The organism is endosymbiont of Acanthamoeba sp. UWC8 (assembly GCF_000730245.1).
In the GTDB taxonomy this organism is placed as follows: Bacteria; Pseudomonadota; Alphaproteobacteria; order Rickettsiales; family Midichloriaceae; genus Jidaibacter.
The window spans coordinates 159,367-184,961 of record NZ_CP004403.1; the positions used below are offsets into that span (position 1 = coordinate 159,367).

Here is a 25,595-nt window from a genome sequence, read left to right on the forward strand (position 1 = left end):
TGAATAGTTAATGACCCTAAAAGATTATATTTTCTTAGTTAAGAGAGAATATTTATATACTCTCTTAACTTAATATAATTACATATGTATGGGTTTAAAGTAGGTAGCGAGTGCAGCTTCTTTAACCGCTTCACTTAATCCCGGGTGGCCATGGCTGGTTCTTGCTATATCTTCGGAAGCAGCTTTATACTCCATCCCGACTACCAATTCCTGAATTAGTTCCCCGGCACTGACTCCTATAATATGAGCACCCAAAATCCTATCGGTTTTTTTATCAGCAATCAGTTTTACAAAACCGTCGGTCTCACCGTTAGCTCTTGCGCGACTATTAGCAAGGAATGGGAATTTGCCGACTTTGTATTCAACTCCTTCAGCTTTAACTTGTTCTTCGGTTTTACCTACGGAGGCAACTTCAGGATAAGTGTATACTACACCGGGAATTGCATCATAATTTACATGCCCGTGTTGTCCGGCAATAATTTCAGCAACTGCGACACCTTCTTCCTCAGCTTTGTGAGCGAGCATTGCTCCTCTTACTGCATCCCCGATTGCATAAATATTTTTTACACTTGTTTCAAAATGATCGTTAATAGGAATTCTTCCTCTCTCATCAAGTTTAATGCCGATATTCTCTAAGCCTAAATTAGCAGTGAAAGGCTTGCGCCCGACTGATACTAACACTATATCAGCTTCAAGGGTTTCTTTCTTTCCATCAGTAACCGATTCAAGCTCTAATTTAACGGAGTTGCCATCATTCTTAGCTGAAAGAACTTTGGTGGAGAGTTTAAATTTGATACCTTGTTTATCAAGAATCTTTTGGAATTCCTTAGAAACATCGCCATCCATTCCCGGTAAGACTCTGGGAGCAAATTCAACTACAGTTACTTCAGCACCGAGTCTTGACCAAACCGAGCCCATTTCAAGACCGATATAGCCTGCTCCGATTACAACCAGTTTCTTAGGAACTTCAGTAAGCTCAAGAACACCGGTTGAAGATACTATTTTCTTCTCATCTATTTCTATTCCCGGGAGTTGCACAACATCTGAGCCGGTCGCTAAAATAATATTAGTTGCTTTAATTTTTTCAACTCCGCCGTCATTTAAAGCTACTTCGATTTCATTTTGGCTAAGTAGTTTACCATAACCCTTTAAATAGGTTATTTTATTTTTTGCAAATAATCCCTCAATACCTTTAGTTAGGCCGGAAACTACATTACGTTTTCTTTCCATCATTTTATCTAATGAAAGGCTAACATCTTTGACGTTAATGCCGTGCTCCTCAGCTCCATGTTTAAATTCATGATATTTATGTGATGAATGCAGTAACGCTTTAGAAGGTATACACCCGACATTTAAACAAGTGCCGCCTAAAGAACCTCTCTTTTCAATGCATGCAACAGATTTCCCGAGTTGCGCAGCTTTAATCGCAGCAACATACCCGCCCGGGCCGCCGCCGATAACAACAACATCAAATTCTTTCATAACTCTTCACCTTTTTTAATAACTTTTCTTTTTTTATGCTTGAAACTTCTAAAATGACAGCTGCCGCATTCGGATTCAACCAGGTAACGCTCATTTCTAACGCTTTCAGCGGCATTATTAGTCTTTTTTAACGGTTGAGCGACAGCAAAGCTCTCAATTATAGTCTCATTTACTTTGAAATAAGACCAATGTGATTTGCATTTAGGGCATTTATACATGTTTCTAATTGAAATAAAAGTAATAAATGCAACTATAGGAGCAATAACAACGGCACCTAAACCTAGCTTTATCAGATAATCCATAGTATGTGGAAACTCTGCAACTTCAAGAGTTATTGACGGAATAGATAACCCGAATAATACCCCGATCATTATAGCTTTTTTCCTTGAAGTAGCTTTTAAATTACTAGGTTTTATATTGCTATACTGATTTTGATTTTCCTGCATTTGCATAATTTCCGTACTGATTCAATATTTTATATATCAAATAGCAACTTCTCAGGGTTTTCAACCAGTTCTTTAATTTTAACTAAAAATGTTACTGCTTCTTTACCATCAATAATCCTATGATCATAAGAAAGAGCAACATACATCATCGGTCTTATTTCCACGTTACCGTTCACTGCAACTGGTCTTTGTATAATATTATGCATACCTAAAATACCAGATTGAGGAGGATTAATGATCGGGGTAGAGAGGAGTGAGCCATAAGTTCCGCCGTTGGTAATACTGAAAGTTCCACCCATCATATCCTGCATGGAAAGTTTACCGTCTCTTGCTTTTTTGCCTAAAGATGCAATTCCTTTTTCAACGCCTGCGAATGATAGCTTATCAGCATCCCTTAACACCGGGACAACCAGCCCTTGCTCAGTTCCAACTGCTACACCGATATCATAATAGTTTTTATATATAATATCATCACCTTCAATTGACCCATTTACTGCGGGTATTTCTTTTAACGCAGCAACACAAGCTTTAACGAAGAAAGACATAAACCCAAGTTTAATAGCATGTTTTTCCTGGAATTTTTCCTGGTAAAGTTTACGAATTCTAAATGCTTCGCTCATATCAACTTCATTAAAAGTTGTGAGAATAGCAGCAGTGTTTTGTGATTCTTTTAACCTTTGGGCAATGGTTTTACGAAGTCTGGTCATTTTAACTCTAACTTCTCTGTTCGAGTTATCTCCGCTTCCTGAAGTTATTGTCTCAGCTTGTTGAGGGAATAACACATCTTCTTTAGTTATTCTGCCGTCTTTGCCGCTACCTGTGATCTGATTTACGTCAACTCCTTTTTCTGCTGCAAGTTTGCTTGCCGCAGGAGATAAGATTTTATCACTAGAAGAAGCAGGGCTTAGAGAAATAGGTTGAGGAGCACTTTTCGGCGCTTCAGCTTGAGTAGGTTGAGTAGCTGCCTTGCTATTACCTTCGGACATGGTGCCGAGTAATTGACCTACCTTAACCAAGTCACCTTCTTTACTTTTTATTTCTCCGATTGTGCCGGAAGCAGGGGCATTAACTTCAAGAGTAACCTTATCGGTTTCAATCTCAACCAGTAACTCATCAACATTGATGAATTCACCTTCTTTTTTATGCCATTTAGCAATGGTTGCTTCAGTCACTGATTCACCAAGCGGCGGGACTACAATATTTACAGACATCTTAACTCCAAAATTTAAATTTAATAAGTTTAACCGAACACTTCTTCTAAAAGTTTTTTTAGCTCAATTAAGTGCAATTTCAAGTACCCGACCGCCGGTGAAGCTGAACGGGCTCTACCTATATATTGTGCACGTTTACATGAATGGCCGATATCTTTCAACACCTGCTCAATTCTAGGCTCAACAAAGTAAAAAGCTCCCATGTTTTCATGTTCTTCCTGGCACCAGAAAATCTGAGCATTATTGTACTTTTTAAGCACATCCGCAAGCTCTTTACTTGGGAAAGGATAGTATTGCTCAAGCCTAATAATTGCAATATCATTCGCCGCCAGCTCTTCTCTTTTCTCGGATAAGTCATAATAAACTTTTCCGCTACAGATAATTACTTTTCTAATATCGCTTGGAGAAGCAATTTGATTTACTTCATCAATCACAGGTTTGAATGTGGTTTCCTTATCCATTTCCGTGAGGCCGGAAACCGCATGTTTATGTCTAAGTAATGATTTCGGTGACATAACAATCAGCGGCTTTCTAAAGTTTCTACATAGCTGTCTTCTTAGAACATGGAAGTATGAAGCCGGGGTTGAGCAATTAACAACCTGCATATTATCTTTAGCACAAAGTTGCAGGAATCTTTCTATCCTTGCTGAGCTATGCTCAGGACCTTGCCCCTCGTATCCGTGCGGTAATAACAGTACTAAACCGTTCATCCTAAGCCATTTAGCTTCACCTGAAGAAATATATTGATCAATGATAACTTGCGCGCCGTTTGCAAAGTCACCGAATTGTCCTTCCCAAAGGGTCAAGGTATTAGGTTCTGTAAAGCTATAGCCGTACTCAAAACCCATAACAGCAAATTCTGATAAATTACTGTTATGAATTTCAAAAGAAGTTTTTTGATCTGAGCTTAAGTTATTTAATGGTATATATTGTGACTCATTCTCTTGATCAAATAAAACAGCATGCCTGTGTGAGAATGTTCCACGCTTAACATCCTGTCCGGTCATTCTTACATTGTATCCGTCATTAATTAAGCTTGCAAAAGCTAAGGCTTCAGCGGTTGCCCAATCTAAACCTTTACCGGCTTCCACACTTTGTTTTTTGGCTTGTAACTGTCGCTCAATTTTAGGGTTGATATTAAAGTTAGTCGGATAGCTACATAGTGCTGTTCCTAATTTTTGCAGTGTAGAAATTTCTACTCCTGTAACTTCTGGTACTCGGTTTTTATCAGCCGGCTTAAAGCCTCCCCAGTTACCCTGCAACCAATCCGCCATAGTCGGATGATAATTTTGTGATTTTTCATATTCTTCATCAAGGAAAGACTTAAAGTTCTTTTTATAAGTTTGATATTCTTCACTGCTAACTAAGCCTTGAGCGCCTAATTTTTCAGCATAAATTGCATCCGGAGTTTTATGGTTTGCTATGCTTTTATACATAATAGGTTGTGTAAAGAAAGGCTCATCACCTTCATTATGACCGTATTTTCTATAGCAAATAATATCAACAACTATATCTTTTTTAAACTTAGCTCTATATTCAGCCGCAATCTTTGTTGCAAATATTATACCTTCCGCGTCATCTCCGTTTACGTGGAAAATCGGGCAGGCTACACTTTTTGCTACATCAGAGCAATATCTTGAAGATCTAGCATCACTCGGGTTTGTAGTAAATCCGATTTGGTTGTTGATAATAATATGTATGGTTCCGCCTGTATGATAACCTTTTAATTGGCTTAAGTATAATGTTTCAGGAACCGAGCCTTGGCCTGCAAATGCTGCATCTCCGTGAATTAAAAGCCCTAATACCTCTTTTCTTTCAATATCGTTTCTTCTATCTTGCTTAGCTCTTACTTTTCCTAGCACTATAGAATTTACTACTTCCAAGTGCGAAGGATTCGGAGTTAAAGATAAGTGCACTTTTTGTCCGTCGATTTCAACGTCACTGGAAGTTCCTAAGTGATATTTCACATCACCCGGAATATCCATATCAGCCGGGAAAGCCAGCTCACCTTTAAATTCTGAAAGCATAGCATGATAAGGTTTGCCCATTACCTTAGTTAATGTATTAAGTCTTCCTCTGTGTGCCATTCCTATTATAACTTCTCTAACTCCGAAGTTTACGGAATATTTTATTGCAAATTCCATTGAAGCAATCGCTCCCTCACCACCTTCAATAGAAAATCTTTTTGCTCCGGGAAACTTAGTATGAAGATAATTTTCAAATACTTCAGCTTCAGTTAAATCAAATAACGCCTTCTTTTTTTCTTCATTGCTAAGGCTATAATCATTCCCGGCGCTTTCAATTTTATTTTGTATCCAATTTTTTTCTTCTAAGTTCTCAATATACATATATTCTATGCCGAGGCGTGAGCAATATTTAGAGGAAAGGAATGACAGAATATCCCTTAAGGTGGCTTTTTCAGCTCCAAGTATATTTCCAATATAAATTTCTTTATCTAAATCGTCTTCAGTCAATCCGTAAGTTTTATAGTCAAGCTCGGCATTGTATTCCGGCTTTTTAATCGAGAGCGGGTCATAATTTACATATAAATGTCCTAAAGTTCTGTAAGCTTCAACAAGTTTTACGGCAGCAATAGATTTTTGAATATCCTGAATGCTTGATGTAGCTGTTTCTTTTTTAGCAGGTTGTTCTTTTTTATCTTGATATCCGATTATAGTATTTTTTCTCGGCTGCCAAGGAGCAGCTGCAAAGGCTTTTTTTATTAATTCGGGAGAATCGCTTAAATTTTTAAAATATTCCTGCCAACTTGCATCAACGGATAAGGGATCTTCTATATATTGGTTATAAAGTTCTTCAATAAAAGGTGCATTTGCCCCGTAAAGAGGGGTGGTTAATTTTAACTCAGACATATGGTAAAAATATTTTATTTGATATGAATGTATTTTTTAATGATTACATCCAATATGTAAAGCCTTTTTAGCTTATGTATGATAAAAAATTTTAATGCAATAATCTAATATGGTAGTGAGCCGCATTAAAAACTACAAAATTATTTCTTTAAAAGATATATAGGAAGCCCGCTTAAAAAGACTGAAATTGATATGATTATCATTTCAACGCTACAGGCAAATAAAGCCCAACCACAGAACAATAAAGCAGCAATAGCTATTATATATGATATTAAGCTAGCCTTATCTCTAGCTAATATTTTAAGTAAACTTAAAATGCATATTGCATAGATAATTAAAAACACAGTGACTGAGTTATCAATTATCTTAGTAAACTGATCAACTAAATTATCATTTAAGGTAAATAGTATTAATGGCACCATACCAAGCGAAGCAGCTAAAATACTAAAATATGGAGATTCATTACTATTTTGCTTAGCAAAAACTTTCGGGAAGAGGCCATCTTGTGCTGCTCCTAAGGCTATCTGACCACTGACTAGAATCCATGCATTAAGCGTACCAAAGCAAACAATTGCAGCAGCTAGAGAAATAAAATAGTGCAGATTACCTCCAAATGCAAACTTAGCAGCATCAGCAAAAGGAGCTTTAGAGATTTTCAATTGCTCCATCGGAACTACACCCATTATAGCCAAACTGCATAGTAGATTGATTATAGCGACAGTAATAGTTCCAAAAATAATAGCGCGAGGGATAGTTCTTTTCGGGTTATCTACAGAGTCAGCCGGGGTGGTTGCGCACTCAACTCCGATGAACCCCCAGAAAGTTATAAGGGCGGCGGCATTTAATGCGCTTAAATTTGATGTACCGGATGTATTAAGAGGTATGAAATTCTCAATTTGAAAGTGTGGGATACAAGCAATGGGCAGTACTATTAAAGGCACCACTTTTAATACTGTAAATACTATTTCTATATACCCGGAAGCCTTTACGCCTTTTAAATTAATCCAAGTGAAAAACCAAAGTAGCAGTAACTCTAAAATAAGGCCGGTTTTAATATCAAACCCTCCGAACAATGAGCCAAAATACCCGATTGATGCAATAATCACTGCAGTAGTACTAGACCATGAAATAACCCAATATCCCCAAGCAACAAAGAAAGCTACATTTTTACCGAATGCTTCTTGAACAAAAACATGAGGTCCACCATTTTTTGGAAATCGTTTGGAAAGCTCTGCAAATGCAAGAGCGAGTAAAATAGCACCACAACCGGTAAAAACCCAACTAAAGGCAGCAATACCACCGAAATGCGCTAGGCTTGCAGGTAGCATAAAAATACCTGAGCCGACTTGGCTGCTAATTACAATTGAAACAAGTGACCAGAACCCGATTTTACGGGCGACAGAACTAGACATGAATAATCCCAGTAAACAAATTTAATATATAATGAAATAGGCTGATAATAATGAGAAAGAATAATAACACGCTGCAACTCAGCGTTTTCGAATAAGAAATTTACAGCTTTGAGTAATGATTATACTTAGTATATTCATATATGAATTTCGCATAATTTTTGGTTATTATACAGCACAGCTTAGAAACACTCAATAATTTATTTATCTTAAGTAGAGTTAGTAGGATATTAGGTGCCAGCTTTCAGTTGGTGGTCACATATGATAATTTTACCGCTAGTTTGTTAAGGCTTACAAACAAACTCATAAGAAAAAAACGGTGGGCGAAAGGTTGGGAGGAAAATTTATGGATAGCTTTATAATTATGCAAATAAAGCTATCCATTAGTAAATTTACTCACCTTTAATTTCTATTTTTTTAGTAGCAGGTTGAGCTTCTTTATTTTTCTTAATAGTTATGTTTAATACACCTCCCTTAAATTTTGCCTTTATGCTGTTTTCATCTATATCTTCGGGCAAAGATATGGTTCTTTGGAAGGTGCCGTAATATCTTTCATAGCGGTGATACTGCTCATCCTTCTCTTCTTTTTCTTCTTTTTTCTCAGCTTTAATCAGTAGCATTCCTTTATTTATGCTTAAGTCTATATCTTTTTCCTCAACTCCCGGTATTTCAGCCGATATTTTATATTCATTTTCAGTTTCTGAAATATTTATTTTCGGAGTTAGAAAATCAATATCCGCTATTTTTCCCCTTCCTCCGGGAAAAGTAGGCAAATAATCATTCAACATATCATTCATCATTCTTTCCATATCCGAGTAAAGTTTAGAAAAAGAAGGTTCTTCTCTCCTTATGCTCACTTGACTTCTTTTGCCGTTATCTTTAAGCCAATCCCAAGGTATTAAGCTTTTAGCCATATTATCCTCCGTAAATTTATATTCAAATAAGGGTGATAATTAATAGTTAGCCAGTATCAAAAAAATTTCAAGGCAAGATAAAGCAAAAAATATTAATAATCATTAAACTTATATAAACAAATTCATTCAATTATATATAAGCTTAAGTTTTAATTAAATTTACTGAGATTCAAACAGTGTAAAATGTTTTTTCTTAGAGGCGGGCTTATATATTTTGGAGAAAATTATAGAAAAAGCACCGTTACCTGTTACATTTACGGCAGTGCCGAACGGGTCAAGAAGCATATACACGGCTGTAATCAACCCGGTCATCTCTCCCGTAAAACCTAAATATTTTTCAAGCAGTGGACACATGATGATCAGTACCCCGCCAGGAACTGCAACCACGGCAAATTTTGCAAGCGCATAATAAAAGGCGAACTTCAACAATGCTGAAGAAGTAGGGGGTTGATAGTCAAAAGTTAAAAGAGTTGCGTAAGAAAGAATAATTAGTCCTAAGGCACTTCCGATAGTATGAATATTAATTGTTGCAGGAATTATGGTTTTAGCAATTGTAGAATTATTTAAATTCTTTTCAGTTGCAATAATAAGCATAGGCATTGTGGCCATACTGGAAATAGTACTAAAGCCAGTAATTGTTGCAGGAAAAACATTTCTTATATAGGTGAAAAAGCGCTTTAGGGAAAAATTTGAAGCTATCATATATAATAAAATTATATAACAAATTTGTGTCCCTACTATTACAAAGAATACGGGACTATATACTTTTAAAGATTTTAATAAAACCTGGTCTGCTTCAAGCTTGAATACAAAGCCTAAAATGAAAAGCGGAAGTAGAGGAACAAAAATCCGTTTTAAAAACCCCGTAGAGATTTCATTAAGCTTTTCAGCTATTTTTTCTGCCATAGAACTTTTTTTCAATGAGAAGAAGATACCGAATAAAAAGCCGCCTATTAAAGCAAATTCGGTGGGAATCAATTTCGGTATGCAAAACTCCCATAAAGGCTTAAGTTGAGTCGGATCATTAAATGAGTTTTGTATCGGCAGCTGTAATTTTGGTAAGGCAGTGAAGCTGATAGCGAACCCGGTACAAATAGCTATAAAATTGGAGATAAATACAGCTGAGATTAGTATTATAACAAATTTTATAATATTTGTTTTTAAAGAGAGCAGTGAAGAAAATAGAAAACTGAAAATAATTAAAGGAGTGATTAATATTAAAATACATTTCATAGTTAAGCTGATTGCATAAAAAAAACTTTTAATTTCAAGCGGAACAATACCGCCGAAAAATAAAGGTATTAATAAAACAAATAATAATATTAAAGGCAGCTTTATAGTTTTAATACTGCTTGCTTTTCTTAACATTAATCAACTCAAATCAACAACTATAAGAATTAAATATATAAGAAGTATAATATCTAAATCAATATTAAATATTAAAATTATTATATTTTTACAATATTAATTGAATACATTTTTTAAGAATTATTTTTACCTTGTTCAGGCTCATGAGCGCCGAGTCCTTCTTTGGCAAATTTTGCGGTAAATTTACCTAAAACTTTTCTGCCTCTCGAATCCGAGTGGTGTTCTTCCTCCCCTTTTTCAGAAGATGCATCCAATTCTTCTTCTTTAATACCCTTAGTATTGAGTTTCTCCTCCTCAATTTCGGTATGAGGAGTTAATTTAAAATGCCGGCTAATAAGTTCAGCCCCTATATTGAAAGCACTTTTCATTATTGATTGAGAATATTCTTTGTATTCGGCCATATTTATATTTTATCTCATCTTATTTTTATATTATAAGATATAAATAGTTAACAAATGGTAAACGTATGGGCTCTTCTTTAGGCGATTTTAATCTTTCACTTGCAATCAGATTTTTAAGTATGGATATGGTGGAGCAGGCCAAATCGGGACACCCCGGTATGCCTATGGGGATGGCGGATGTTGCAACCGTATTATATAAATATTTTTTAAAGTTTAATCCTAAAGATCCTGCTTGGGCTGATAGGGATAGGTTTATTCTTTCGGCGGGGCACGGATCGGCATTATTATATTCATTGTTATATTTAAATGGATACGAAGATATAAATGTTGAGCAACTTAAAAATTTTAGAAAACTCGGCTCTAAAACCGCAGGTCACCCTGAATATCATTTAGCTAAGGGTATTGAAACTTCTACCGGCCCTTTAGGGCAGGGCTTAGCTAACGGGGTAGGGATGGCGCTTGCCGAAAGAATGCTAAATGCCGAATTCGGTGATGAATTAGTAAGCCATAAAACCTATGTAATTGTCGGTGACGGATGTTTAGCGGAAGGAATAAGCCAGGAAGCAATCTCAATTGCCGGGCATTTAAGATTAAAAAACATCATCGTTTTATTTGATGACAACGGTATTACAATCGATGGCTCAACCAATCTTTCAACGTCAGATAACCATTTAAAACGTTTCGAAGCTTCCAATTGGAATGTAAAACAAATAGACGGTCATAATTACGATCAAATCAGACAAGCTTTAGAGATTGCACAAACCTCGGATAAGCCAATGTTTATAGCCTGTAAAACCAAAATCGGTTTCGGTTCTCCGACTAAGGAAGGTAAATCCTCCGTGCACGGCTCACCCTTGGGAGCAGAAGAAATTGCCGCAATCAGAGAAAAGTTTAACTGGCAATCTCCGCCTTTCGTGATCCCTGAGAGAATTTTAAATGAATGGAGAAGTATTGCTGCGCGAAATCTTGATGAATACAACAGATGGAATAAAGAATTTAATAATAATAACAAAAAAGATAAGCTAAAAAGTTACCTAAGCGGAGAGATTCCCCTATCATTCAAGCAAGGTTCGGAAGCTATAAAACGAAAATTATGCATTGAAGCGAATACCGATGAACCTAGCCGCAAATCCTCCGAACGCATAGTTGAATTAATGGCGGAGCATATAGAAAATATAAGAGGCGGATCTGCGGATTTAACTCCTTCAAATAACACAAAAGCGCGTAATCAAAGCTCTGTAACTCCCGGTGATTACAGCGGAAGGTATATCCACTATGGTATTAGAGAGCATGCAATGGCTGCAATGATGAACGGAATAGTGCTGCATGGAGGTTTTATACCGTATGGTGGGACTTTTCTGGCCTTTAGTGATTATTGTCGTCCTGCAATAAGGCTTTCCGCACTAATGGCTCTAAGGGTTATATACGTTATGACTCATGATTCAATCGGGTTAGGGGAAGACGGGCCTACTCATCAACCGGTTGAGCATTTAGCTGCACTAAGGGCTATTCCTAATTTACTTGTCTTTAGGCCGTGTGACGTCATTGAAACCTTAGAATGTTGGGATATAGCTTTAAATCAACAAGGCACCCCTTCCGTGCTTGCTTTAAGCAGGCAGAATTTGCCGCAATTGAGAAAAGAATATTTTAAAGAGAATCACTCCGCATTAGGTGCTTATGTAATAAAGAAAGAAGAGAATGAATTAAAGGTAACTATATTTGCAAGTGGTTCAGAGGTAAGTTTAGCGCTTGTTGTTGCCGGAAAACTTGAAGAGGCGGGGAACGGAACAAGGGTGATATCCGTGCCGTGTATGGATTTATTTAAAATGCAGGATAAGGAATATCAAGTTTCTCTCACATGTAATAATAGTTTAAAAGTTGCTATTGAAGCGGGTGTAGAGCAGGGATGGGAAAGGCTGATTGGTGCACACGGAATATTTATCGGCATGGAGAGCTTCGGTGAATCGGGGACGGCTGCGGAATTATTTAAACATTTCGGGTTTGATCCGGAAAATATTTTAAATAAAATAACTCCCTACTTAAAAAAATAATTTTTCGGGGACTTCCTATAAATAAAGTTACCGCATATATTGAGGTCATATATATTTCTATTGATTAATAATATGACCCGATTATCCGAATTATCAGCACTACTGATCTTATACTTTGTTATGCTTTATCCGGGCTTGACTTTAGCTTGTAATGGAAAATTTTTACACGACTTATCCATGGAAAACATGGTTTTTGAGCAAAAAACGGTGCTTACCTCAAAAGGTGAGGTAACGGGTAGTGAAGATTTATACAATGCTTTCACTTACAAGGGTAAATACTGTAATCATAATTCTGAAAAACTTTGGGATGAGGAATGTAAAGATGTTTCCTTTGAAATAGTGCATGGTAGCCGCTGGCGCGAGATAAAAGATTTTTATTTTAAGCTTAGAAAAATGCTTGAAGAAAACGATAAAGAAGCAATAGCCGATTCAATACTATATCCGTTGGAATTTTCAGTATTCCATGATTACCCTGATGCTTATAGAGCTTTTCGGTTTAAGGATAAAAAAACATTCTTAAAATATTATAATAGGGTGTTTCCTAAAAAAATCAGAGATGATATTTTAAAAGACAGTTATAAAGACTTAATAGATATAGGGGTAACAGAATCTATTAACTTGATAAGTAATATCAGCTTTTATCTTAAATGCGCCGATATAAAAGAAGATGAAAAAACCTGTAAAGATTACAATATAGGAATTAAACGGGTTACTCATAGGTTTGACAAATAGAAGAGTTAAAATATTTTTAGAGAACAAGTAATGGCGAATAGGACGACTGCTTGAAGTATCGAGTATCGTTTTTAAAGCTAAAAATATTTTTTGAGTCTAATTTAAACCTCAAAAATATAAAATTCATTTGCGCTTAAATTATTTATAAATAATATACCTAAAATATTGTTTATAACTTTCCTTAATGTTTGAGAGAATTGTTTCAGAAGTTGCTCTTAACCCGGAAGAAATTCAGGAGCTTGCTTCTGATCCCGCATGTTCAGTTTATCTTTCCGCTTCCGCAGGTACAGGGAAAACCAAAGTTTTAACCGATAGGTATTTAAGGTTACTACTGGAAAATACCGAAGCAAAGAAAATATTATGCTTAACATTTACTAACGCTGCTGCCGCTGAAATGCGCCAAAGGATAATGCAGAAGCTACAGAATTGGTCACTATGTAGCCAGGAGGAGTTAGAAAACGAGCTATTGAAATTACAGGGGAGCAAATCCCCGAACTTAATACAAAAAGCAAGGAAACTACATAATTATTTTGCTGAAGAAATTGATAGTGTAAAAATTCAAACCATCCATTCTTTTTGTTTAGATATCTTAAAAAAATATTCTACATGTGAAAATTCATTTTATTCATATGAAATTATTGAAGACCAGGTAAAGAAAAAATTTATAAAAACTGCTTTTGAGCAAGCTTTTAACAGTAATGCAAGTAGTGATCACAATTTAAAATCCTCCATTGAGTTGTTAATCTCGTTTTATGACTATGATAGGTTGGAAGAATTGGTTCAAGCAATCCTAGCTCCTAGGGTCAAACTATTAAAATATTTATCAAAATTCAATGATGAAGAGCATCTGAAGCAGGGAATCTATCATAAGCATGAAGCGAGCCCTGAGCTATCCAGCCAAGAAATTTTGACAAAAGCAATGGAGCTTAGTAATCAGCTAATTTCTGATAAGATTTTAAATCTGCTTAGTGAAGAAGGTGAACAAATAGGTAAATCCATACGGCAAAATAAAGATACTTTTATAAGATATAAGAAATGTTTTTTAAAAGCGGATGGAGAAAGGTTCGTCAGATTGGTTAAAGCAAACTTTGCAAAGAAGTATCCTGATATTGTTGAGATTTTAACAAGAGAGCAGGAAAGAGTTTATGATGTTGACCAAACATATAAAAAGTATATTTCTGCCGAGCTTTGCTTTTCACTTACTTTATTTTGTAAAAGAATACTTGAAATATATGAGGCATTAAAAGCAGAAGAACAGTTATTCGAGTATGATGATTTAATTATCAAGACTTTAGACTTACTGCAAAATTCTGAAAGTTCTTATTGGATTCTTTATAAGCTTGATATGGCAATAGATCATATTTTAGTCGATGAGGCACAGGATTTAAGTGAGATACAATGGGAATTAATAAAATCCGTTTCTGAAGAATTCTTTGCAGGGGAAGGCACAAAAGATTATGATAGAACGGTTTTTATAGTCGGAGATTTCAAACAATCGATATATAGCTTCCAAGGAGCAGACCCGAAAGAATTTGAAGCAGCCAGGGCTTACTTTGAGGAAAGAGTAACTAATGCTTTAAAAGTTTGGAGAGAACTCAATATGAGCACTTCTTTCAGGACTACTGCTCCTATTCTCGGATTTATTGATAATTTGTTAGGCGATAACCATGCCTTTATTCATAACTATACAAAACATATTCCTTTTCGAAACGGGAACGGCTATATCGGGATGTTGCCGTTAATAGAAAAACCAAAAAACAAAGAATTAGAAGGTTGGCACTTACCTGAATACGAAGATGATATAAAGCATAATCAAAAGAAATTATTGGCTAAGCAAATTGTAACAAAAATTGACGAATGGATTACAAGTAAACGTAAACTTTACGGACACTTAAGGGCAATAGAGCCAAAAGATATCATGATATTGGTCAGAAAAAGAAGTGAGCTTATAGATTACTTAATTGCTGAGCTGAAAAAGCGTAAAATTCCAGTAGTTGAGCATGACCAATCCAATTTACAAGAAAATTTACTTATTCTGGATTTACTTTCACTTATTAAGTTTATTAATTTGCAGTCTGATGATTATAACTTAGCTTGCTTACTTAAGTCTCCTATAATAGCTCTCAATGAAGAGCAGTTATTTGAAATATGCCATGCAAGAGAAACATCAATATGGGAAAATTTAAAATTAAAAAACCAGGGAGTTTATAAATATTTAGAAAGCCTAAAAGATTCCTCATATGATTTAAGTATATTAGAGCTCATTAATAAGGTTTTATATATTGATGAGAAATATAAAGTTTTTATAGAAAGATATGAAGATGGAGCTAAAGACTTAATTAATATATTTATTGAAGCGATAATAAAATTTGAGATCTCATCATTCAGCCTTTGTGCTTATCAGGGATTTGTGGAGTGGTTTAAAGATTATAAAGCTAAGTTCGGAAGCTTGGTTCACAATGATAAATTAAGAATAATGACAGTTCACGGCTCTAAAGGTTTACAAGCGCCGATTGTTATTATAGCTGATAGTGCTTCTTCTGAACAATCTCCGATTGAGAATGTATATTGGGATAAAAATGAAGATTTATATTTAAGTTGTTATAGTGAGTTTGATTGCGAAGTAATCAAGCTTGCAAAAGAGTTCTGCAATTCTAATCAGGAAAGAGAAAATTTAAGGTTATTATATGTAGCTTTAACCAGAGCGGAAGATGAGCTATATATCGCGGGATGGGAAAATAACCGGATAAAGGGAAGTTGGTATGATTTAATTTCTAAAAAGCATGATAGTAGTATTGAAGTTATATCGAGCTATGCTGAAGAGGAAGCAGAAATAAGAAGTAAAGATAATTATAAAGAAGTTATATTAAGTAAAGCAATAAACTTAGAAAAGAAAAAAATAATACGGCCTTCATTGACCAAAAAGGTAAGTGTTAATCCGGCATTCATGGAAAGAGGAAAGGTAATTCATAAATTGCTTCATGAGCTTCCGCAAATTCCACAAGCAAGCTGGAATAATATTCTAGAATCCTTAGATGAATCAATCATACAAGATATTACCTTAACTATAAAAGCATTTCCTGATATATTCTTTTCAACAAACTCAATTTCCGAACTTCCGATAGTGGGTGAATTGAACGGCTCACAGCTTAGCGCTCAAATTGATAAAATAATTTTTAAAGAAGACCTTATCCAAATAATTGATTTCAAAACTGATACTCGGCCTAATTTGAATGAGATTAAGGAAAATTACATAATACAACTTAAGTTTTATAAGCAATTACTCCAAAAGAAATATAGACAAACTCCTATAAAAATTTATTTACTTTTTAGTAGTAATCAAGAGCTTATAGAAATATTTAATTGAAGACAAAAAATATGTACACATCTTATTTATATTAGATTAGACTAAATTTATAATAATTTGCTATATAGCTGGTAAATTATTTATAGTTAGCAAGTAGCATATAAATTTTAAATCCAAGCAGGATAGAAAATTTAACCCTAACTGATAAGGTAAATATGGGTACACCTGAACTTAAGTGCATTGAGAATGTACCGGCTATTCTTCAGCAATCTGGAATAAGTTTAAAGCAAAAATATTTTAAAGAAATTATTGATATCAGTCCTGAGATCGGCTTTTTAAAAATAAATATTGAAAAATGTTTGGCTGAAGGAGTTGTACTACACGTTTTAGAGCGAATCAAAGATAAATATCTCTTTAGCTTACATTCCAACAATCTTTTATTAAGCTCCAATCAAGGCACGTTAAATGACAAGCTCATTAAGCTTAAATTATTAACTGAAAAGTTTAAACCGCTAAATATCACCATGCGCGCAGCATGGTCGGTTCTAAAAGGAATTCCTGCAGTTGATTTTCTACCATTTCCTTACAATGAGAAAAATCTCAACATTATTAGTGATAATGTTATGAGGATTCAAGATTATTTATCGCGGCAAATATTAATAGAAAACCCTATGAGTTATTTTGAATTCAAAGGAAATATCAGCGAGCCGGAATTTTTCATGAGATTGGTTGAAAGAACGGGGTGTAGCTTATTACTTGACCTTAATAATATATATGCAAATTCAATTAATCATAACTTCAATCCGAAAAACTATATTGATATTATTTCAGACAATATAATTAAAGAAATTCACATATCAGGGCATACTAAAGCCAAAGTAAACGGGAAGGAAAAAATCATTGATACATCCAACAATAAAATCAGCAAAGAAGTATGGGAGCTGTATTCTTATACTATTTTAGAAAAAGGGTGTATTCCGACATTAGTAAAATGGGACTATAATTTACCCGAATTTGGCGAGTTATTAGCAGAAGTAAATAAATGTAATGAAATATTAAAATTGAATAGCTATAGAAATGCTGCTTAAGTTACAAAAGCACTTTGAAAGATATATTATTACTAAGCAGGCCTCAAAGCTTATATTAAAGCTGATTAGAAGTAGTGATCTTCCAAAAGAAGCCATGCTTGAAGTTTATCGGAACAATGTTTTCAGCAGGCTGATAAGTTCTTTAAGAGATATATATCCTTTAAGTAATAATGCTCTTGGAAACGAATTTTTTGAGCAGTTAGCTAAAGAGTTTATAAAAAAAGATTTAGCAATTCTAAGTTCAAATAATGAAAACGGCAGAAATTTGGCGGATTTTCTTTTAAGTTATAATCATGTTCATAAAATTGATTATTTATCCGACCTTGCAAGGCTTGAATGGTTGGTGCATGAATCAAGCCTTGCCGCAGAAGATTATCCATTATTATTATGCATGTTGGACGGAATAAATGAAAATGATATCGATTTAGAACTGCGAGCTTCAGTTAGAATATTTTATTTTGATTATCCTGTTGATAAAATTTATAATCAAAAAATTGACTTAAAAGAAATTAAAGAAACTGGTGAGAAGGTATATACTCTGGTGGTTAGAAACAACTTTGAAATTGAGCTTTTTACACTTTCTGCTATTGAGTATCACTTCTTATTACTATTTATGCAAAAAGTTACCCTGGATATGATAATTATTGCATTACTGGAAAAGTTTAACACTACCGAAGATGAGGTGACGCAAATTCTGGAAAGGTTATTATCACTTGGTATTTTCAAAGTAAAATAGTCTTATAAATCTATAAACTTTAATTGAAAATAAAACTTATAGTGTTACATTTGCTCAAAAATTGCGGTTAAATATAAATGCAAGTAAATCAGGTTAGAAAATCCTTCTTAGAATATTTTGAAAAAAATGACCATAAAATAATACCTTCTGGTTCGCTTGTACCTCGCAATGATCCGAGCTTGATGTTTACCAGTGCCGGCATGGTGCCATTTAAAAATTATTTTACCGGTACTGAAGTTGCTATTAATAAGAGAGTAAGCACAGCACAAAAATGCGTACGTGCCGGCGGAAAACATAATGATCTGGAAAATGTGGGTTACACAGCACGGCATCATACATTTTTTGAGATGTTGGGAAATTTTTCTTTCGGAGATTATTTTAAAGATGAAGCTATTTTACTAGCTTGGAATTATTTAACTAAAGAGGTCGGCTTAAATACGGATAAGCTTTATATTACAATCTATCATGATGATGAAGAAGCTTATAAAATTTGGAAAAAAATTACCGGCTTTTCTGATCAAAAGATAATCAGGATTGCTACCTCTGATAACTTTTGGTCAATGGGCGATACGGGGCCTTGTGGGCCTTGCTCGGAAATATTTTATGACCACGGCGATAAATATTGGGGTGGGTTACCGGGAAGTGCGGAAGCGGACGGAGACAGATTTGTTGAAATTTGGAACTTAGTATTTATGCAATATGAGCAGTTAGCCGACGGCTCAAGGATTGCATTACCGAAACCGTGTATAGATACCGGTATGGGACTTGAGAGAATTTCAGCCGTATTGCAAGGCACTAATCATAATTATGAAACTGATTTGTTTAAAAGCTTAATCAAGGCTTCAGAGCAGATATCAGGTAATAATGAAAATATTACTTCACATCGGGTTATCGCCGATCATTTAAGATCAAGCGCTTTTCTTATCGCCGACGGCATTCTGCCATCAAACGAGGGTAGGGGATATGTTTTAAGAAGAATTATGCGGAGGGCTATGCGGCACATACATATATTAGGTGCTAAAGAGCCGTTAATGCATAAATTAGTGCATACTTTAGTAAATGAAATGGGAGAAGCTTATCCTGAACTAAAAAGAGCCGAAGCGGTAATTACTACAACTTTAAATCTTGAAGAACTTAAATTTAGAGAGACTTTAGACAGAGGATTAAAATTATTAAATACAAATATTGAAAATTTAAACGCAGGCGAAGAACTGAAAGGTGAAATAGCATTCAAACTTTATGATACTTACGGTTTTCCGCTTGATTTAACCAAGGATATTTTAAGATCTAAGCAAATCATGGTTGGCGAAGCCGGGTTTGAACAGGAAATGGAAGCACAGAGAAGTAGAGCAAGAGCCGCATGGGTAGGTTCGGGAGAAAAAGCAACCGATGAAGTTTGGTTCAATATCCATGAAACTTCAGGCGCTACCGAGTTTTTAGGTTATGCGTCGGATGAAGCTGAAGCTATTGTGAAAGCAATTATCGTTGACGGCAAACTTGTAGAACAAGCCTCGGGCGGAGAAGCAATTATAGTTTTAAATCAAACCCCGTTTTATGCCGAATCGGGTGGGCAGGTAGGAGATACCGGATTTATTGACCGGCATATGGTTACGGATACTAAAAAATATGCTTCTCATATTTTCGGCCATATTACCGTTCTCAGCGGAGAAGTTAAATGCGGCGATATTGTGCATGCTAAAATCGATGTTGAAAGAAGAGAAAGGATAAGGGCAAATCACTCCGCAACTCATTTGCTTCATAAGATTTTAAGGGAAAGTTTAGGCGAGCATGTCACGCAAAAGGGATCGCTTGTTACTGCGGAGAAATTGCGATTTGATTTTTCCCATGCACAGGCTTTAAATAAAGAGCAGATACGGAAAATTGAAAAAGAAGTGAACCGAATGGTTATTAAAAATCACGAGGTGCTTACGGAGCTTTCTTCCATGGATAAAGCCATAGAAAAAGGTGCGATGGCACTTTTCGGTGAAAAGTACGGTGAGGAAGTAAGAACAATCGGCATGGGGGAATCTCTGGAGTTATGCGGTGGAACCCACGTAGCGAGAACCGGAGATATCGGCTTATTTAAAGTTGTTTCCGAAGAAGCTATAGCTGCGGGAGTGAGAAGAATTGAGGCGGTTACGGCTTTAGATGCTTTGGAATATGTTACTTCCAAGGAAGAAATAATAAAAGATACTGCCGGTATGTTAAAATGCTCGGAAGGTGATATACATGCAAGGGTGGAATCGTTAATTGAAGAAAAGCGCAAAGCTGAAAAAGAAATTTCCTCACTGAGGATAACGCTCGCTTTATCATCTGAAGTTACCTCGGAAATGCTCGGGAACATTAACTTTACGGTTAAAAAGCTTATAAATATTGCACCTCAGGAATTAAAAAACATTGCACTTGAAGTTCAAAAGCAAGTAAAAGAGGGTGTTATACTGCTAACTACTATTTATGAAGAGAGAGTATCGATCATGGTATTGGTAAGCTTGGGTTTGCAGGCTAAATATAAAGCCGGAGATATCATTAAAGAGGTTTTAACTGCAATAGAAGGTAAAGGTGGAGGAAAAGCCGATATGGCTCAAGCCGGCGGAACTAGAATAAGCGGTATCGATCAGGCTATTGAGCAGGTAAGGAAGTTTATTTTACAATTAAAATAAACTAAATATATTCAAATAAATTTAATATATTTAAAATATTAAAATAGGATTTTTGTGCTAAAAATTATTCTTATGATGAATTTTAGTAAAAAGAATAAGATGTTTAATAAAAGATTTAATTATAAAGCCGTTATAAAAGGCCGACATATTGAGGTGCAAGATGTTCCTTTAAATATAGGACTTCCTTTGATTGAAGTAATAAAATCCGGAAATTTAGATGAAATAAGGGCTTATTCAGAGGATATTAATGATATAGAGGTGGTAAACCGTAATCAGCAAACTTTACATACGCATGCATATTTGCTTAATCATAATAAGAAAAGCACTTTTGAAACTGTAAGTATACCTTATAACAAGCAACAAAATAAGATAACCCTTTCATGGTTATATGTTTCTTTATGTTATTTAGCGGCAATGAATGACAATAAAGCAATATTAGATTATCTTTTTTGTACTAAGAAATTTCGAACTTTTTCAGAAGCTTATCAGGGTTATGTTATTTTAAATGCTCTTGATGTTGCGCTCGAGTTCGGCAACAAAGAAACCGCAGCGTTTTTATTGGAGGAAGGTGTAGAACCTTTATATAAACATCCTCTATGGCCAAAGTGTAGAGATATATTCGGAAGTGAAGAACCCTACTCTTATTTTTATAAAATAACATTATATAATATTATAAATAAAGAAAACAGTTTGAAGTTATTTGCAGAGCATTATAGCGGGTTACCTGCTGAGATAATTGAACATATTTGGTCATATAAGGTTAAGCATATGCTTAAAAACACTGAGCTGATAATACCTTGCAGAGATGAAATATTGGAAGAAAGAAAAAATAGTGCTATCCTATGCGGAAGTATTTTATTAGGAGCTTCCTTAGGTTTAGGGTTAGGGATGAGCTTATCCCCCTTACTAACAACTATACTTTGCACCAGGGTTGGCTTGATGTATTACGTATATAATACGGAATACAAGAAAAATGCACTAATATTTTCCGAAGCAGTGAATTTTGCATTATTGTCCTATTTCTTAGGAGGAATGGATTCAGTAGTAACAAATTCAATATCAATGGTTGCCGTTGAAAGATTCAGATCATTAGGGAGCGAGCTTAATAGTAAGTTAAAACTTGCCGGAACAGCGCTTGCTGGAATAGTTACGTTTGCTGCTGCTAATTATGCTTTTAGCTATGAATATAGTTATCTCTCTTGTATCGGTTCACTAATTTTAATTTTCGGGGTAGGAGCAGGTATGAGTAATATATTGAATGCATCTGAAGGGCATGGATTAAAACCATGGCTTAACTACGGGATAAGCTTAATCCGCCCGGAAGTGGAAATATTTGCCGATGTTTCATATAAAACCTGTTTACGCGCAAAAGATTATGCAATGAAAAGTGTAAGCAAATTTACTGATAAAATAGCAAAAAGTACTAATAATTCACAGCTCGACGAGGTAGGAGAAGGAATAGCTCGTTAGATTATTAATACGCTATTGAGCTTAAAATTCAATTATATAACTTTATATTGAAATATAATTTTCATATTTATATATTATAATGTTATGCATAAATGATAGTGTACTGATAACGATGAAATCAAATAAAATTTTAATTAATGGATTTAACATAAGAATCCATAATCTTATTTGTAAATGTGAAAAAGAAATAATTAATAATATTTTAAATGAGGATATCAAAAATACTATCACGTGTTTTGAAAAGTATAAACAAAAATTTGAAATCCATGCTAAACATAGTGTTAAAAAATTTAATAAAAATGCTGAAGACATATTTTTGAAAAGAAAAGGCAAGCAGATAGAACTGTGGTGGTCGAACGGAACTTTATTTTATCTGGCCGCAATTAATAATAGTAAAGATATATTGAAATATTTTATGCAAAACAAAATATTTGTAAAGCCTGCTATTATAGAAACTAAGCTTTATTATGAGCATATACTAAGAAATTCTCTTGACCTTGCCCTTAAACTTAATAATAAGGAAACAGCATTATTTTTAATGAAGAGAGGTATAAAACCTCTTACTAGGCCAAGAGCTTTTCTTGACTTAGCACTTGAATATAATAAAAAAGAAAAGGTAATATCCTTACTGGAAGAGGGCATAAAACCACTTTATAAAAAAGGTGATCACCATTCATATATATATAAATTAAATCTATATAATGCATTAGCTGCAATTAACAATTCGCCGATATGTTTGGAGTATTTTTCAAAAGCATCTTTGGCCAATGAAATACTTTGTGAAATTGCTTCTCATGTAAAACCTATATCTGAAAAAAATAAGGCGCTGATTGAGCCGCTTAGGCAAGAAATATATGAAGCGAGAGTAAAAACCTGTAAAAAAGTTATACCTCTACTGCTTGGAACGGTGGCGGCTCTGGGGTTAGGGATGGCATTTTCACCTCTGGAAACTACTATGCTGTGCGGAGTAGCGGGAATGATGTATTTTACTTATCATACCAAATTTGAAAAAGTAGGTAAGCAACTAGCTATGCCACTGATAGCAAATATATCAACAAGTAAGACATTAATTATCATGGGAGAAATAGATCATGGAAAAATATCTTACTTAAATAAACTTAGCATATATGGAATGCTTAGCACGGTAACGGTAATTCCTAACATAATAACCCTTATATTGGAAAAAGCAACAAACAATAAACCAATTAGTTATGCAACATCTACTGTATTGTCAGCGATGTTGCCTAACTTAATTTATGCCAATCTATGCAGAGAAAATTGTTTAAATCTAAGCTTAAATCAGCATTTGTTACTAAGTGGGTTCCATTTATTAATTAGCTCTTTAAGCTTAATTTTAGGTTTAGTTTTTAAAGATGAGTCTCTTATTAAATATATTGCAACTTCAACTGAAGAAGATAGAAAGATATTTGCCGATATTTCATATAAAACCTGTATATCATTAAAAAACTATACAATGAAAGGAGTATCTAAGTTCGCCGATAGAGTATCCGAAAGCTTGGAAAATATAGCTGAAGGGGTGAGTGATTTACAATCAAACGTGATGATGCGCTGAAACACAAAAGCGCATCATTCGTAAAAATGCGCTTTGTTCAACTTAAAGCTATATTATAAAATTTTAACCTTATAAGCAGCATCAATTGATTCAGGTAATGTTCGGGTTCTTTCAAATTTACTTAGTAAAGGTAATATAACAAAGAAGTGAAAGAAATACCAGGCAGTGGAAATTTGTCCGATTGTTATATAAGGCTCTTCCGGGGGGTTACCGCCGATATAGCCTAGTATTAAAAAGTTAATACAAAATATAAAAGTAAAAATTCTGAATATCGGCCTGTAATTTGAGCTCTTTACGGGGGAACGATCCAACCACGGCAAAATGAAGAGCACAAGTATAGCACCGAACATAGCAAGCACCCCGAGTAACTTATCGGGAATCGAACGTAGGATTGCATAGAAAGGCAGGAAATACCACTCAGGCACAATATGAGGCGGCGTAACCAACGGATTAGCTTCTATATAATTATCCGGGTGACCCAACTTATTAGGCTCGAAAAATAAAAATGCAAAGAAGACTAAAAAGAAAACACCGATACCGAAAAAGTCTTTTACCGTATAATAAGGATGAAAAGGAATAGTATCTTTTTTAGACTTAACTTCTACGCCCGTCGGGTTATTGGAGCCGTGAATGTGAAGAGCTACAATATGGATTATAATTACTCCGACAATTACAAAGGGCAATAAAAAGTGCAGGGCAAAAAACCTGTTTAATGTGGGATTATCAACCGAGAAACCGCCCCATAGCCACACAACTATGCTTTCGCCGATAAAAGGAATCGCCGAGAATAAGCTGGTGATTACTTTCGCCCCCCAAAAGCTCATCTGCCCCCAGGGTAATACGTATCCCATAAACGCGGTTGCCATCATAAGCAGGAAGATTAAAATCCCAAAGAACCAAACCATTTCCCGTGGTGCTTTATATGAACCGTAAAATAAGCTTCTGGCAATGTGGAGATAAACTACGATAAAAAACATTGAAGCCCCTACCGCATGCATATAACGAATTAACCACCCGTAGTTAACATCACGCATAATATGCTCAACACTATCAAAAGCCATTTTTACATGCGGGGTATATTGCATAGCTAAAAATAAGCCGGTTAGAATTTGTATCACAAGCGCAAGGCCTGCAAGCGAACCGAAGTTCCATGCGTAGTTTAAATTTTTAGGTGTTTGGTATTCGGCATTATGTTTCATAAATGAGAAAACCGGCAAGCGGTATTCAACCCAATCAAACACATTTTGAGCTATAGATTTTTTATCTTTAACTTTCATTTTTATAATTATCCTATTTTTATAGTAGTATCGCTAACAAATTCATATGGAGGAATAGCAAGATTAGTTGGGGCAGGGCCTCTTCTTATTCTGCCCGAAGTATCATATTCCGAGCCGTGACAAGGACAAAACCATCCTTGATAATCTCCTTTATACCCAAGCGGAACGCACCCTAAATGAGTACATACTCCGATTGTAACCAGCCATTTCTCATAACCTTTCTTTACGCGCTCGGAATCTTCCTGCGGATCCTTTAAATCCGAGATCGGCACGATTTTAGCTTCGTCGATTTCTTTTTGACTCCTATGTCTTACAAATACCGGTTGCCCGCGCCACATGACGGTAACACTCTCACCTTCATTAATTTTCGATATATCAACCTCCGTGCTACCTACTGCAAGCACTGCTTTATCCGGCGCTAAAGATTTTACGAAAGGAATTGCCGCTGCTGCTGCACCTGCGCATGCTACCGCTGATGCAGTGAGGACGATAAAGTCTCTCCTTGTGGTTCCGTCTTCGTTGGTTTCTTCCGAATCATGGGAGTATATGTTATTTTCTTTATTCTCAGTCATTTTCTTAATTAAAAATTAATAAACTGAA

General features: G+C 35.1%; 18 protein-coding genes. 8 read left to right on the forward strand and 10 right to left on the reverse strand.

All coding sequences use genetic code 11. The annotated features are described in order from the left end of the window. Nucleotides 1–78: 78 nt before the first annotated feature. From lpdA to I862_RS00780, 8 genes are all read right to left on the reverse strand, one after another. Nucleotides 79–1,482, reverse strand: coding sequence for a dihydrolipoyl dehydrogenase (gene lpdA / locus I862_RS00745; RefSeq protein ID WP_038537790.1), 1,404 nt, complete (start codon nt 1,480–1,482; stop codon nt 79–81). After that, complete coding sequence (locus I862_RS00750; RefSeq protein ID WP_148299454.1) at nt 1,479–1,928, reverse strand: hypothetical protein; 450 nt, start codon at nt 1,926–1,928, stop codon at nt 1,479–1,481. The genes lpdA and I862_RS00750 overlap by 4 nt, the downstream gene beginning before the upstream one ends. 29 nt (nt 1,929–1,957) lie before the next feature. Then, on the reverse strand, nt 1,958–3,139 hold the full coding sequence (gene odhB / locus I862_RS00755) for a 2-oxoglutarate dehydrogenase complex dihydrolipoyllysine-residue succinyltransferase (protein WP_038537795.1): 1,182 nt from the start codon (nt 3,137–3,139) through the stop codon (nt 1,958–1,960). A gap of 29 nt (nt 3,140–3,168) precedes the next feature. Beyond that, entirely contained in the window at nt 3,169–6,009 is a 2,841-nt protein-coding gene (locus I862_RS00760; protein ID WP_038537798.1) for a 2-oxoglutarate dehydrogenase E1 component, read from the reverse strand. A 140-nt stretch (nt 6,010–6,149) separates the two neighbouring features. Next, nucleotides 6,150–7,421, reverse strand: a complete 1,272-nt coding sequence (locus tag I862_RS00765; protein WP_038537802.1) for an APC family permease — start codon at nt 7,419–7,421, stop codon at nt 6,150–6,152. Between the two features lie 389 nt (nt 7,422–7,810). Then, nucleotides 7,811–8,332 (reverse strand): Hsp20/alpha crystallin family protein, encoded by a 522-nt coding sequence (locus tag I862_RS00770; RefSeq protein ID WP_052646276.1) that lies wholly within the window; start codon nt 8,330–8,332, stop codon nt 7,811–7,813. A gap of 159 nt (nt 8,333–8,491) precedes the next feature. Beyond that, the gene (locus I862_RS00775; RefSeq protein WP_038537805.1) at nt 8,492–9,700 is read right to left on the reverse strand and encodes a cation:dicarboxylate symporter family transporter; all 1,209 of its coding nucleotides are present in this window, start codon (nt 9,698–9,700) and stop codon (nt 8,492–8,494) included. A gap of 113 nt (nt 9,701–9,813) precedes the next feature. Continuing rightward, a complete protein-coding gene (locus I862_RS00780; RefSeq protein WP_038537809.1) occupies nt 9,814–10,101 on the reverse strand; it encodes a hypothetical protein in 288 nt (95 codons plus the stop codon). A gap of 65 nt (nt 10,102–10,166) precedes the next feature. Between I862_RS00780 and tkt the strand changes: the two genes are divergently transcribed. From tkt to I862_RS00820, 8 genes are all read left to right on the forward strand, one after another. Then, complete coding sequence (gene tkt, locus I862_RS00785) at nt 10,167–12,152, forward strand: transketolase (protein WP_038537813.1); 1,986 nt, start codon at nt 10,167–10,169, stop codon at nt 12,150–12,152. A 72-nt stretch (nt 12,153–12,224) separates the two neighbouring features. Next, complete coding sequence (locus tag I862_RS00790) at nt 12,225–12,884, forward strand: hypothetical protein (protein ID WP_148299455.1); 660 nt, start codon at nt 12,225–12,227, stop codon at nt 12,882–12,884. 184 nt (nt 12,885–13,068) lie between these two features. After that, entirely contained in the window at nt 13,069–16,251 is a 3,183-nt protein-coding gene (locus tag I862_RS00795) for a UvrD-helicase domain-containing protein (protein WP_038537819.1), read from the forward strand. Between the two features lie 155 nt (nt 16,252–16,406). Then, nucleotides 16,407–17,279 carry an MbnB/TglH/ChrH family RiPP precursor modification enzyme gene (locus I862_RS00800; protein WP_038537822.1) on the forward strand — a complete coding sequence of 291 codons (873 nt, stop codon included), beginning with the start codon at nt 16,407–16,409 and terminating at the stop codon, nt 17,277–17,279. Next, nucleotides 17,269–18,015: an HvfC/BufC N-terminal domain-containing protein gene (locus I862_RS07735; RefSeq protein ID WP_052646277.1), complete on the forward strand. Its 747-nt coding sequence runs from the start codon at nt 17,269–17,271 to the stop codon at nt 18,013–18,015. Before I862_RS00800 ends, I862_RS07735 begins: the two co-directional genes overlap by 11 nt. Nucleotides 18,016–18,092: 77 nt before the next feature. Then, nucleotides 18,093–20,675 (forward strand): alanine--tRNA ligase, encoded by a 2,583-nt coding sequence (gene alaS, locus I862_RS00810; protein ID WP_038537825.1) that lies wholly within the window; start codon nt 18,093–18,095, stop codon nt 20,673–20,675. Nucleotides 20,676–20,774: 99 nt separating this feature from the next. Then, nucleotides 20,775–22,145, forward strand: coding sequence for a hypothetical protein (locus I862_RS00815; protein WP_148299456.1), 1,371 nt, complete (start codon nt 20,775–20,777; stop codon nt 22,143–22,145). A 112-nt stretch (nt 22,146–22,257) separates the two neighbouring features. After that, entirely contained in the window at nt 22,258–23,718 is a 1,461-nt protein-coding gene (locus I862_RS00820) for a hypothetical protein (protein ID WP_038537831.1), read from the forward strand. A gap of 53 nt (nt 23,719–23,771) precedes the next feature. Here I862_RS00820 and I862_RS00825 read toward each other — a convergent pair whose 3' ends face one another. Further along, nucleotides 23,772–24,995 (reverse strand): cytochrome b, encoded by a 1,224-nt coding sequence (locus I862_RS00825; protein WP_038537835.1) that lies wholly within the window; start codon nt 24,993–24,995, stop codon nt 23,772–23,774. A gap of 8 nt (nt 24,996–25,003) precedes the next feature. Continuing rightward, nucleotides 25,004–25,567: a ubiquinol-cytochrome c reductase iron-sulfur subunit gene (petA, locus tag I862_RS00830; protein WP_052646278.1), complete on the reverse strand. Its 564-nt coding sequence runs from the start codon at nt 25,565–25,567 to the stop codon at nt 25,004–25,006. Nucleotides 25,568–25,595 lie beyond the last annotated feature (28 nt).

Bases quoted from the DNA above. Each gene is read 5' to 3' on its own strand.
- lpdA (WP_038537790.1), bottom strand. From the start codon at position 1,482: ATGAAAGAATTTGATGTTGTTGTTATCGGCGGCGGCCCGGGCGGGTAT.
- I862_RS00750 (WP_148299454.1), bottom strand. From the start codon at position 1,928: ATGCAGGAAAATCAAAATCAGTATAGCAATATAAAACCTAGTAATTTA.
- odhB (WP_038537795.1), bottom strand. From the start codon at position 3,139: ATGTCTGTAAATATTGTAGTCCCGCCGCTTGGTGAATCAGTGACTGAA.
- I862_RS00760 (WP_038537798.1), bottom strand. From the start codon at position 6,009: ATGTCTGAGTTAAAATTAACCACCCCTCTTTACGGGGCAAATGCACCT.
- I862_RS00765 (WP_038537802.1), bottom strand. From the start codon at position 7,421: ATGTCTAGTTCTGTCGCCCGTAAAATCGGGTTCTGGTCACTTGTTTCA.
- I862_RS00770 (WP_052646276.1), bottom strand. From the start codon at position 8,332: ATGGCTAAAAGCTTAATACCTTGGGATTGGCTTAAAGATAACGGCAAA.
- I862_RS00775 (WP_038537805.1), bottom strand. From the start codon at position 9,700: ATGTTAAGAAAAGCAAGCAGTATTAAAACTATAAAGCTGCCTTTAATA.
- I862_RS00780 (WP_038537809.1), bottom strand. From the start codon at position 10,101: ATGGCCGAATACAAAGAATATTCTCAATCAATAATGAAAAGTGCTTTC.
- tkt (WP_038537813.1), top strand. From the start codon at position 10,167: ATGGGCTCTTCTTTAGGCGATTTTAATCTTTCACTTGCAATCAGATTT.
- I862_RS00790 (WP_148299455.1), top strand. From the start codon at position 12,225: ATGACCCGATTATCCGAATTATCAGCACTACTGATCTTATACTTTGTT.
- I862_RS00795 (WP_038537819.1), top strand. From the start codon at position 13,069: ATGTTTGAGAGAATTGTTTCAGAAGTTGCTCTTAACCCGGAAGAAATT.
- I862_RS00800 (WP_038537822.1), top strand. From the start codon at position 16,407: ATGGGTACACCTGAACTTAAGTGCATTGAGAATGTACCGGCTATTCTT.
- I862_RS07735 (WP_052646277.1), top strand. From the start codon at position 17,269: ATGCTGCTTAAGTTACAAAAGCACTTTGAAAGATATATTATTACTAAG.
- alaS (WP_038537825.1), top strand. From the start codon at position 18,093: ATGCAAGTAAATCAGGTTAGAAAATCCTTCTTAGAATATTTTGAAAAA.
- I862_RS00815 (WP_148299456.1), top strand. From the start codon at position 20,775: ATGTTTAATAAAAGATTTAATTATAAAGCCGTTATAAAAGGCCGACAT.
- I862_RS00820 (WP_038537831.1), top strand. From the start codon at position 22,258: ATGAAATCAAATAAAATTTTAATTAATGGATTTAACATAAGAATCCAT.
- I862_RS00825 (WP_038537835.1), bottom strand. From the start codon at position 24,995: ATGAAAGTTAAAGATAAAAAATCTATAGCTCAAAATGTGTTTGATTGG.
- petA (WP_052646278.1), bottom strand. From the start codon at position 25,567: ATGACTGAGAATAAAGAAAATAACATATACTCCCATGATTCGGAAGAA.